Below are 12,997 nucleotides of genomic sequence, written 5' to 3' on the forward strand. Positions count from 1 at the left end.
TCTCGTATAGGTTTGATTTCTGGATGGCGTGTCATACCGTGGCGGCGTGTTCTTCGGCCAGCAAGCGCTCCACTTCCTGGTCCGACAGGTGTTCAATGTCGAACGCGGCCAGCTCGATCGCCGCCGACTGGAACCTGTCCAGTTCGGCCTGTACTACCGCCTCGGCCAGGGCTGCCAGCACCGGCGTCTGGAAAATGTTTATCAGCGGCAGGCTGACGCCGACGGCGTCACGCAGCCGCGCCACGAACTGCGTCGCCAGCAGCGAGGTGCCGCCCAGTTCGAAGAAATGATCGTGGCGGCCAACCCGATCGAGCTTGAGCAGTTCCTGCCAGATCGCCGCCATCGCCTCCTCCACCACGCCTTCCGCCGCGGCAAAATCGCGGCTGACCACGGCCGCACGGTCCGGGGCCGGCAGCGCTTTGCGGTCGACCTTGCCGTTCGGCGTGAGCGGGAAGCTCTCCAGCATCACGAACGCGGCCGGAATCATGTAGTCGGCCAGGTGCCGGGCCAGTGCGCCGCGCAGGTCGGCAGCCGACGGCGCGGCGCCCGTCTGGACAGTCAGATAGGCCACCAGACGCTTATCGCCCTCCCCTTCCTCGCGCGCCACCACCAGCGCTTCGCGCACGCCGTCACAAGCGGCCAGGCGCGCCTCCACCTCGCCAGGTTCGATGCGGAAGCCGCGGATCTTGACCTGGAAGTCGTTGCGGCCAATAAAGTCGATGTTGCCGTCCGGCAGCCAGCGCGCCAGGTCCCCAGTCTTGTAAAGCCGCGCTTCCGGCCCGCCGGAGAAGGGATCGACGACGAAGCGCTCCGCCGTCAGCTCAGGACGATTCAGGTAGCCTCGGGCGACGCCGGCGCCGCCGATGCAGATCTCGCCCACTACGCCGAGCGGCACCGCCTGCATGTTCTGGTCAAGGATGTAGATTTGTACATTGTTCATCGGCTTGCCGATCGGCACAGACGAGGAGCACGTGCCGTCGCATCGGTAGATCGTCGAGCACACCGACGCCTCGGTCGGGCCATAGGCGTTGAACAGGGCATGGTGGGCGGACCAGCGTTGCGCCAGTTCCGGTGGACAGGCGTCGCCAGCGACGATCAGGGTCATGCGCGCCAGCTCGGCCGGCTCGCCGCACACGGCCAGCGCCGACGACGGCAAGGTCACGTGGGTGATGCCATGGACACGCAGAGTCGCCAGCAGCGGCTCGCCCGGCAGCATGGCGTCGGCATCGGCCAGGAACAGGCTGGCGCCGCTGGAGAGCGCCATGACGATTTCCGAGATGCTGGCATCAAAACTGAACGAGGCGAACTGCAGCACGCGACTTTCCGGACCGACCTCGAAGGCCGCGCTCTGCGCGTTTGCCAGGTTGCACAGGCCGTCGTGACGGTTCATCACGCCCTTCGGCTTGCCGGTCGAGCCCGAGGTGTAGATGACGTACGCCAGATGCCGCGGCGTCAGGCCGATCGCAGCCGGATCCGGATTGCCATCGTCCTCGGCGGCGATGCGGGCGGCATCGGCTTCATCATCGAGCACAAGGCGCGGCAGGTCGACGTGTGGCAGTGCGGCATTCAGCGCCGATTGGGTCAGCAGGGCCGCCGGCGCGCTGTCGTCGAGCATGTAGGCCAGGCGGTCGGCCGGGTAGGATGGATCGAGGGGTACATAAGCGGCGCCGGCCTTGAGGATGCCGAGCAGCGCCACCACCATCGGCACGCCGCGCTCGACGCAGATGGCGACCCGGTCATCGGGCCGCACGCCGATGGCGCGCAGCCGATGCGCCAGTTGATTGGCCTGGCGGTTCAGGCGGGCATAGCTCAGTTTCTCCTCGCCATGCGCCAGGGCGATCGCTTCCGGCCGGGCCTTGGCCTGGGCTTCGAACAACTGATGGATCAAACCGCTGTGTGGCCAGGTCCGCGCGGTATCGTTGAAATCGACCAGCAGATGGCGGCGCTGTTCGGCGCTGTTCAGCGCCAGCTGGCGCACCGGCTTGCCCTCGTCCTCGACCATGGCGTGCAGCAGGGTGCAGAAGTGGCCAACCATGCGCCGCGCGGTGGCTTCGTCGTACAGGTCGCTGGCATAGCGCAGGCTGCCCACGCAGTCGTCGCCGGTATCGGTCAGCGACAGCGTCAGGTCGCACTGCGTGGTGTCCTGCGTCTGCTCGATCGGGCTCAGGGTCAGACCGGGCAGATCAAACACACTGTGGCCAGGGTTGTTGTGAATGGTCAGCATGACCTGGAACAGCGGGCTGTAGCTGGTGCTGCGCACCGGCTGCAGCGCTTCCACCACCTGTTCGAACGGCAGATCCTGGTGCTCGTAAACGCTCAGGGTATGTGCTTTGACCTGGGCCAGCAACTGCGCCACGGTCGGGTTGTCCGCCAGCCGCACCCTCATCGCCAGGGTGTTGACAAAGAAGCCGATCAAGTTTTCCAGCTCGACGCGCTGGCGGTTGGCCACCGGCGTGCCCACCACCACATCGTCCTGGCCCGACAGGCGCGCCAGCAGCGCCGCCCAGCCTGCCAGCAGGGTCATGAACAGGGTGGCGCCGTGCCTTTGGCTCAGCGCCTTCAAGCCGGCCGTCAGCTCTGCACCCAGCACCAGCGGAACGCTGGCGCCGGCATAACTTTGGCGGGGTGGACGCGGACGGTCGGTCGGCAGCGCCAGCAGCGCTGGCGCGCCCGCCAGTTGTTCCTTCCAGAAAGCGCACTGGGCTTGCGGCACCGCGCCCTGCAACCACGCGTGCCGCCAGGCGGCATAGTCGCCGTACTGGATCGCCAGCGGCGGCAACGGGTCGGCCCGGCCCTGGCTGAAGGCGGTGTACAGCATGCTTATCTCGCGCACCAGCACGCCAAGCGACCAGCCATCGGAAATGATGTGGTGCTGGGTGACCAGCAGCACGTGCTCGTCTTCGGCCAGGCACAGCAACTGGCCGCGGATCAGCGGCCCCCTCACCAGATCAAACGGCTGCGCCACCTCGGCCGCACTGATGCCGTTCAGGGCGAAGTCGCGCTCATGGCCGGACAGCTGGCTCAGATCGCGCTCGCTCAGGGAAAAACCGGCCGTCGCTGCAGCGATCACCTGCCCGGTCCGGCCGTCGACGCTGGAGAAGGTGGTGCGCAGGCTTTCGTGACGGGCCACGATACGGTTTAGCGTGGCCCGCAGTGCGACCTTGTCCAGCTTGCCTTTCAGGCGCAGTGCGGACGGCACATGGTAGGCGACGCTGGCGGCGTGGTCGAGCTGGTCGAGGAACCACAGCCGCTGCTGTGAATCGGAGGCTGGCGTCACGCCGCCCGCCGTCCGCAACGGGATCGGCGCCAGCGCCGGCACCGAAGCCGTGGCGGCAGCCTGCAGACGACGCTCGATTTCGGCGGCCTGCGCCGCCACCGTCGGCGTATCAAACAGCGTGCGCAGGGCCAGTTCCACGCGCAGCGCCGAGCGGATACGGGAAGCCAGTTGCACCGCGATCAGCGAGCTTCCGCCCAGCAGGAAGAAGTTGTCCTCGCTGCCGACCGGCTGGATGCCCAGCAGGTTCTCCCAGATCGCGCACAGTGTTTGTTCGGTCGGCGAGCGCGGCGCCACATACGGCGTCGCCAGTTCGGGACGCTGGTGGTGCGACAGCAGCGGCGCGCGCTCCTCGGCGACGTCCGCATCCGGTGGCCCCGCCTGGTCGGCCAGACTGGAGGCCTCGGCCAGGTCCGGCGTGTCCATGTAGCGCTGCTGCGCCGCGATCCAGTAGCGCTTGCGCTGAAACGGATAGGTCGGCAGCGGAATGCGGCCGCCGGTGGCGTCGCCATACACGGCGTCCCAGTCGATGGCGCAACCGTTGGCCCACAGTTGACCCAGCGCACCAAGCAGCACGTTCACGCCGCTGTCGGCGGCGTCGCGCCGCGGCATCGTCGTGATCGTCACCGCCTGGCGCGGCGTGGCGCCGGCTGCCGCCTCGCGGCGCAGCAGGTTGGCCAGCGTATGCCCGGGACCGATTTCGACAAAGACGTAGGCAGGGTTATCCAGCAGCTTATTCAGGCAGGCCCCGAATTGCACAGTGTGGTGCAGATGGGCGACCCAGTAGTCGGGCGAGGTGGCCTGTTCGGCGCTGATCCAGTCTCCGCTCAGGTTGGAGAGGTAAGGCACACGCGGTGCGTTCAGGCGCACGCCGGCGCAAACGCTGCGGAACTCCTCGAGGATAGGCGCCATCAGGCCGGAATGCGAGCCCGGCCAGCCTGACAGCAACTGGAAATCGCAGCCTTCGCGCTCCAGCTGTGCGGCCAGTTTTTCGGTGGCGGCGGGGGTGCCGGAAATGGTGCACGCCTGGCTGCCGTTGACACAGGCCAGCCACAGGTCATCGCCGAGACGTGCCTGCACCTGTTCCGGCGACATCAGCACCGCCAGCATATTGGCGCTGGGCAGGCTGCCGATCAGCCGGGCGCGGGCGACGACGATGGTCAGCGCGTCGGCCAGCGAGAATACGCCCGCCAGGCAGGCGGCGACGTACTCGCCCAGGCTGTGACCAATCATGGCGCTCGGTGTCAGGCCCCATGCGGCCAGTTGGCGGGCGATGGCGTATTCTACGGTGAACAGGGCCGGCAGGGCCAGTTCGGTGCGGTTCAGCGTGGCGCTGGCCTCCGGCTCGGCTACATCGCCTGTGAACAGCACGGCGCGCAGGTCGCGACCGAGGATAGGCTGCAGGATGGCGGCGCACTCGTCTACCGCATCGCGGAACACTTCTTCGGCGGCGTAGAGAGTGCGGCCCATGTCCACATACTGGGTGCCGCCGCCAGGGAACATGAAGACCAGTTCGGGTTGCTTGCCATCGGCCGCCACCGGCAGCCCGCGGACCGACTGCGCCTGCCTGAGCGCCGTCGCGGCTTCGGCCACATCGGCGGCAGCCACCGCACGGCGATGAGCGAAGTGACGGCGGCCATGCAGCAGCGTCCAGGCGGCGTCGGCCAGGTTGGTGTCCGGCTGTTCATCCAGGAAGCGCGCCAGATTGGCGGTGGCCTGGTCCAGCGCGGCCGGGGTCTTGGCCGACAACAACAGCAACTGCGCCACGCGCGCACTGTCGCGCGGCGCGGCCGGCGGCGCTTGTTCCAGCACCACGTGGGCATTGGTGCCACCCAGGCCGAAAGCGCTGACGCCGGCGCGGCGCGGCTGGCCGGCGCCGCCCCATGGACGCAGCACGGTATTCACGAAGAACGGGCTATTGGCAAAGTCGATGTGCGGATTCGGGGTGTCGCAGTGCAGGCTGGGCGGGATTTCGCCGTGCTTGACGGCCAGCGTGGCCTTGATCAGGCCCGCCACGCCGGCTGCCACGTCCAGATGGCCGACATTGGTCTTCAGCGAACCGATGGCGCAGAACTGGCGGCGCTCGGTCGATGCCGCGAATGCCTGCGTCAGCGCGCTCACCTCGATCGGATCGCCGAGATGAGTGCCGGTGCCGTGCGCCTCAATGTAACCCACGCTGTCGGCGGCAATGCCGGCCACGGCCTGCGCCTCGCTGATCACCGCGGCCTGGCCGTCGATGCTGGGCGCGGCGAAGCTGACCTTGTCGGCGCCGTCGTTGTTGATGGCCGAGCCGCGTATCACCGCATGGATGGTATCGCCGTCGGCACGGGCGGCGCCGAGTCGCTTGAGCACCACCAGGCCCAGGCCATTACCGGTAATGATGCCGGTGGCATCGGCGTCGAAGGCGCGGCAATGGCCGTCGGCCGAGAACACCCCGCCTTCGGTGTGTAGGTAGCCGCGCTTCTCGAAGGTGTGCACCGCGACGCCGCCGGCAAGGGCCATGTCGCACTCGCCGTTCAGCACACTCTGGCAAGCCATGTGCACCGCCACCAGCGAAGTCGAGCAGGCGGTCTGCACCACCACGGCGGGGCCATGGAGGTTCAGCTCGTAAGCGGCACGGCCGCACAGAAAATCTTTCTCGTTGGCCAGCATGAGCTGGCGGCTGCCGACCGTCTGAATCAGTTGAGGATTGGAAAACAGATTTTCCATCAGGTAAGCGCTGAGCGCCGTGCCGGCGAACACGCCAACCGCGCCGGCGTCAGTGCCGGGCGCGTAGCCGGCGTGCTCGAGCGCTTCCCAGCAGCATTCCAGAAACATGCGGTGCTGCGGATCCATGATCTCCGCCTCGCGCGGCGGCATGCCAAAGAACTCGGCATCGAACATGTCGAAGCCGGACACCAGCGACGCTGCCTTGACATAGTCCGGATGGGCGATCAGCGAGGGCGGGACGCCGGCCCGCATCAGGTCCTCGTCAGACACCGGTTCGACCGATTCCACGCCGTTGCGCAGGTTCTGCCAGAAGGTGGCGAGATCATTCGCGCCAGGAAAACGTCCCGTCATGCCGATGATGGCAACGGCGTTGTCGTCGCCGTCATCGCTGCTGTAGTGGCTTTCAAGCTGGTCCATGGTATTTATCCTTATGGTTATCGTTGTATTTGTTGTGCTTACACGGCGCGCTTGACGCGGTTGCCGCGTTGCGCCGCCATCCTGCCTTTGCGCATTTCGGCGCGCGAGACGCTGTCCGGCAGACGGGTGACGACCTCGCTGTCAGAGGCGCCGAGGAAAGCGGCCAACCGGGCCGGGCTTGCATACTTGAAGTAATCGGCGATCGCCAGCCGCTGCGGGTAATGGGTCGATAGCAGACTGTGCAGCTTGACCACCAGCAGCGAATTGCCGCCGTGCTCGAAAAAGTTGTCGTGGATACCGACCGTTGCCTTGTCCAGCTTGAGCACCTCCGCCCAGGTGCCGCACAGCAGCGTCTCCGCTGCGTTGCGCGGCGCCACATAGTCCGCATCGCTGCGGCTTATCTGCGGCGCGGGCAGAGCCTTGCGATCAATCTTGCCATTCGGCGTCAACGGCAAGGCGTCGAGCACCACAAAGGCGCTGGGCAGCATGTAGTCAGCCAGTTGCTGCGCCAGCGCCACGCGCAGGTCGGACGCGACGAGGCTGGCGCCGTCGTGCGCGGTCAGGTAGGCGATCAGGCGCTTCTCGGCCGAACTGGCACCGCCATCGCGGGCGATCACCAGCGCTTCGCGCACGCCGGTACAGGCCAGCAGTCTCGCCTCGATCTCGCCCAGCTCAATGCGAAAACCGCGGATCTTGACCTGATGGTCGTTGCGGCCGACGAATTCGATGTTCCCGTCCGGCAACCAACGCGCCAGGTCGCCGCTCTTGTAGAGGCGCGCGCCGGGCCGCTCGCTGAACGGATCGGTGACGAAGCGCTCGGCCGTCAATTCCTCGCGGTTGAGGTAGCCGCGCGCCACCTGCACCCCGCCGATATGCAGCTCGCCGGTCACACCCTGCGGCACCGGCCGCAGATGGCTGTCCAGCAGGTAGACCGGGGTGTTGGCCAACGGTTTACCGATCGGCATGGTTTCGCCGTGCGCCAGCTCATAGCGGTAGAGGGCGCTGATCACGGTCGCCTCGGTCGGGCCATAGGCGTTGAAGAAGCGGTGACGTGCGCCCCAGTGGTCAGCCAGCGTCGGCGGCAGTGCTTCGCCACCGGTGATGAGGGTCTGCAGGACGCCGAAATCGGCATCGTGCGGTAGCGCAGCCAGCACCGAGGTCGGCATGCTGATGTGGGTGATCGCATGGCGCTGCATGGTGCGCAACAACGGCTCGCCTACCATCAGGTCCTGGCGCGAGGCCAGGAACAGGCTGCCACCAGCGCACAGGGCCATCGTGATTTCCGAGACACAGGCGTCAAAGCTGAACGAAAAGAACTGCAGGACGCGGCTGTCGCCGTCGGTGCCGAAGCGGTCGATCTGCGCCCGGCTGAAGTTCGACACGCCGGCATGACTGAGCATCGCGCCCTTGGGCTGGCCGGTGGAGCCCGAGGTATAGATCACGTACGCCAGGTGGCTGGCGCACAGGCCCAGCGCCACGGGATCGGGATTGGCGACGGCGGCGGCGGCAATGACGGGCTGGTCCTCGCCGTCAAGCACGATCTTGCGCGGCGACGATGCGAACTTGTCCGCCAGCGCGGCCTGGGTCAGCAGGGCAACGGGTGCGCTGTCCGCCAGCATGTAGGCGATGCGGTCCTGTGGATAGGCGGCATCGACCGGAACATAGGCGCCGCCGGCCTTCCAGACGCCGAGCAGCGCGACCATCATGTCGATGCCCCGTTCCATGCAGATGGCGACGCGATCGTCAGGCTGGACGCCGAGCCCAATCAGGTAATGCGCCAACTGGTTGGCGCGGGCATTTAACTGGCCATAGCTCAGCGTCTGGTCCGCATAGCCCAGCGCCAGTGCGCCAGGGGTGCGGGCGGCATGGGCCTCGAATTGCTGGTGGATCAGCTCTCCCGGTGGATAGGCGGCGCTGCTGCCGTTGAACTCCACCAGCAGACGGTGCGCCTCGGCGTCGCCCAGGAAGTGCTGTGTGTCGTGAGCGGCGTCCGGGTCGGCCGCCATCGACTCCAGCACGGCCAGGTAGTAACCGAGGATGCGCTCCGTCTGTATTCCGCCCAGCTTGCCCGGTTTCAGCTCCAGATGCAGGCCGCGCCGCACGTTGTAGTTGATATTGACCCCCAGGTCGAGACCCGTGGCTTCAAATATTTGCTGGTAACCGCCCTCCTGCAAACTGGCCTTCAGATCATCGTACACATGGAAATTGATGAAGTTGAAGACAATTTCGTAGTAAGGCGTGCGGCCGTTGTCCACCTGCAGCTGGACGTAGGGATAGTCGCGATGCTCCAGCACCGACAGCTCGTTGGCGTACGTGGCTTTGATCAGCTCTTTCCAGCTGGAGCGCTCCAGCTTCTGGCGCAGCGGCAGCGTGTTCAGGAACAGGCCCAGCACCTTCTCCCCGTCTTGCTCCTCCGGACGCACGTTGCTCACCAGCCCTGTCGTGACATCGTCTTTGCCAGCCAGCATGGACACCACCCGCAGGTGGGCGCTCAGCAGTACCGTGCGCATCGGCACGGCCAGCGTCGCCGCCAGCGCTTGCAGCTTGCCGCAGACGGCGTCGCTGACCTTCGCGGCGCGGTTGCGGTCCATGCTCGTCGCGTCCTGCGCTTGCTCGGCCGGCGGCAGCGTCGAGTACACATGCCCGTCCAGATAGTGCTTCCAGAACGCGCCTTGCCGCTCCGATCGCAGTGCCTGTTTTTCGCGCAGCGCTGCCATCTTCGGCGTCACGCGCAACGATGGCAGCGCAATGTCCTTGCCTTCGAGCGCAGCGAAGTAGGCATTGAACAGCTCGGTCTGGAACGAGGCCACGCTCCAGCCATCGAGAATCGCATGGTGGAAGCTGAAGGTGTACTGTATCGCCTTGGCGCCGCGCAGGTGCACGAAGATGCGCAGCAGCGGAGCGCTGGCCAGATCGAAAGCGGACTTGCGTTCGGCGTCGATGAATCCGGCCACGATCTGATCCTGCTCAGCCGTGTTCAGCTCGCGCAGGTCGGCCACGATCAGCGGCACTTCCGCATCGCGCCATACCAGCTGCAGCGGCTCGCTATAGCGGCTCAGGTCGAAGCTGGTGCGCAGCACCGGATGTTTTTCCGCCATCGCCGCCAGCACCTGACGCAGTACGCCTTCATCCCAGGCCGGCAGCGTGACATGGTTGCTGAACACATCGTGATACAACCCCGCATCCTGCTCATACTGGTTGTGGAACACCATGCCCATCTGCAGCAGCGTCATCGGATAGGCGTCCTGCACCCGTTCCGGCAGCGACGCGCGGTCCGCTGCGTCGAGGATTTCCATGTCTTGACTGAGCGCGGCGGCGCCGTCGCGCACGGCCAGCGCCTGCGCCAGGGCGCGCACGGTCGGATGCCTGAACAGGTCGACAATGGCCAGTTCGATGCCGTGCGCGCGGGCCGCCGCCACGATGGCGATGCTGCGGATCGAGTCGCCGCCGATGTCGAAGTAGTTATCTTCCACGCCGACTTGCTCCACCTTGAGCACCGTGCTCCATGCCTGGCACAGCGCCTGTTCCACCTGACCTTCCGCGGCGACGTACCTGCCGCGCGCCAGCGCTTGCAGATCGGGCGCCGGCAGCGCCGTGCGATCGAGCTTGCCGTTGCTGGTCAGCGGGAAGGCGTCGAGCGTGACGAAGGCGCTGGGAATCATGTAATCGGCCAGATGGGCGCCAAGCTGGGCGCGCAGTTCACCAGCGACAGGCGCCGCGCCGGACGCGCGCAGGTAGGCCACCAGCCGTTTCTCGCCTGGCGCGTCTTCGCGGGCGACGACCAGCGCTTCTGCCACGCCGTCGCATGCCAGCAGGCGCGTCTCGATCTCGCCCAGCTCGATGCGGAAGCCGCGGATCTTGACCTGGAAGTCGTTGCGTCCGAGGTAGTCGATGGAACCGTCCGCCAGCCAGCGCCCAAGGTCCCCGGTCTTGTACAGCCGCGCGCCTTCCTTGCCGCTGAAGCGATCGGCCACAAAACGCTGGACATTGAGCTCGGGACGGTTCAGATAGCCGCGCGCCACGCCCGCGCCGCCGACATGCAATTCGCCTGTCACGCCGATTGGCGCCGGCTCGCCATGCTGATCGAGGATGTAGATCTGCAGATCGGGAATCGGCACGCCGATCGGGCTGGCGCAGGCCAGTTCCGCATCGGCTGCGCTCACCGGGCGGTAGGTGACGTGCACCGTGGTTTCGGTGATGCCGTACATATTCACCAGTTGCGTGGAGCCATTGCGGGCGTCGCGGTACCAGGGCCGCAGGCTTGCCAGATCGAGCGCCTCGCCGCCAAAGACGACGGTACGCAACTGGTGGACCGCGTCACTGGCCGCCTGGGCGGCGATCAGCTGGCGGAAGGCGCTTGGCGTCTGGTTCAGGACAGTGACGCCCTGTTCGCACAGCAGTTGATAGAAATCCTGTGGCGAGCGGCTCACCAGATACGGCACTATCACCAGCCGGCCGCCGTACAGCAGCGCGCCCCACAACTCCCACACCGAAAAATCAAAGGCAAATGAGTGGAACAGGGTCCAGATGTCGGACGGCTGGAAGCCATACCACTGTTCGGTGGTGGCGAACAGGCGCGTGACGTTGCGGTGTTCGACCATCACACCCTTGGGCAGACCGGTCGATCCCGAGGTATAGATGATGTAGGCCAGATGCTCCGGCGCCAGGCCAGCGATGTCCGGATTGCTGTCAGCTTGCCCGGCAATGGCGACGGCATCGGCACCGTCGATCAGCACCACCCTGGCGTCGCCAAGCGGCAAGCCATCGACCAGCGCGGCCAGCGCGCTCTCGGTCAGCAGGGCGACCGGCGCGCTGTCCTCGATCATGTGGCTCAGACGATCAGCGGGGTAGTCCGGATCGAGCGGCACATAGCCACCGCCGGCCTTGAGCGTGGCCAGGATGCCGATCACCATGCCGATGCCGCGTTCCAGGCAAAGGGCCACGCGCGCATCCGCCCGCACGCCGATGCCGCGCAGGTGATGTGCCAGGCGATTGGCGCGGCGATTCAGTTCGGCGTAGGTCAACGATACATTTTCATACACCAGCGCGATGGCGTCGGGCTGGGCCAGCGCCCGCGCCTCGAACTGCTGGTGAATTAACTGTTGTCTAGGCAATTCGCCCTGTGCATCGTCACGCGACTTCCCATTGAAACCGTACAGCAGTTCATGGCGCTGTGCGGCGGACAGCACCGGCAGACTGGCGACGCGCGCACTGTCATCGGCAGCCATGCCGCGCAGCAGCGTTTCAAGGTGGCCAGCCAGACGGACAATGCTCGCTTCGTCGAACAGGTCGCTGGCGTAGCGCAGGCTGCCGCTCAGGCGGCCGTCGCTTTCGGCCAGCGACAGCGTCAGGTCGAACTGCGCGGTATTTTGCTTGGGCTGCACGCTTTCAATGCTCAGGCCGGGCAGCTGCAAGGTGCCGCCGGGAGCATTGTCCAGACTGAGCATGACCTGGAACAGCGGGCTGTGGCGCATGCTGCGCGCCGGCTGCACCGCTTCCACGATCTGCTCGAACGGCAGATCCTGATGCTCGTACGCCCCCAGCGTGTGCGCCTTGACTTGCGCCAGCAGCTGCGCCACGCTCGGATCGCCCTCCAGCTTCACCCGCAGCGCCAGCGTGTTGACGAAGAAGCCGATCAAGCCCTCCACCTCGGCGCGCTGACGGTTGGCCACCGGCGTGCCGACCACCACATCATCCTGGCCCGACAGGCGCGCCAGCAGCGCGGCCCAGCCTGCCAGCAGGGTCATGAACAGCGTCGCGCCGTGCTTCTGGCTCAGCGCTTTCAAGCCGGCGGTCAGCGCGGCATCGAAGCGCACCTGCACGCTGCCGCCGGCGTAGCTTTGCCGGGCCGGACGCGGACGGTCGGTCGGCAGTTCCAGCAGCGCCGGCGCACCTGTCAATTGTTCCTTCCAGAACGCGCTCTGCGCTTGCAGGACATCGCCCTGCAGCCAGCCGCGCTGCCATGCTGCATAGTCGGCATACTGGATCGCCAGCGGCGGCAGCGGATCGGCCTGGCCAGCGCTGAAGGCGGCGTACAGCGTGCTGATCTCGCGCACCAGCACGCCGATCGACCAGCCGTCGGAGACGATATGATGCTGCGTCAACAGCAATACATGTTCATCCTCGGCCAGATGCAGCAACTGGCAGCGTATCAGCGGGCCGGCGGCCAAGTCGAAAGGCCGCACCGCTTCCTCGTCCGAGAAGCGCTGTACGGCGATCTCGCGTTCGCGCGGCGGCAGATGGCGCAGGTCACGCTGTTCCAGCGCCATGCCGGCACCGGCTACGGCGATGCGCTGCACCGGCGCGCCATCGACATTCACAAAGGTCGTGCGCAGGCTTTCGTGGCGCGCCACGATATGGTCCAGGACGCGTGCCAGCGCAGCCTTGTCGAGCCGTCCCTTGAGGCGCATGGCCGCCGGCATATGATAGGCGCTGCCTGCCGCAGTATCGAACTGGTCGAGGAACCACAAGCGCTGCTGAGCGTAGGACAATGCCAGCGGCTGGCTCCGATCGGCCACGCAGATAGGAGCACGGCCCGGTTCAATCTTACGCACGCTCTGACTTTGCTGCAGACGCTGCAGCATGACAGCGCGTTTC

General features: G+C 66.4%; 2 protein-coding genes. Both read right to left on the bottom strand.

Features of this window, described 5'->3' with window-relative positions; all coding sequences use genetic code 11:
- Positions 1-31: 31 nt before the first annotated feature.
- Positions 32-6,400 (bottom strand): type I polyketide synthase, encoded by a 6,369-nt coding sequence (locus ACRHIG_RS00735; RefSeq protein WP_489629108.1) that lies wholly within the window; start codon positions 6,398-6,400, stop codon positions 32-34.
- 38 nt (positions 6,401-6,438) lie between these two features.
- Entirely contained in the window at positions 6,439-12,954 is a 6,516-nt protein-coding gene (locus ACRHIG_RS00740) for an amino acid adenylation domain-containing protein (protein WP_489629109.1), read from the bottom strand.
- Positions 12,955-12,997 lie beyond the last annotated feature (43 nt).

This window comes from Janthinobacterium sp. C22 (assembly GCF_057919405.1).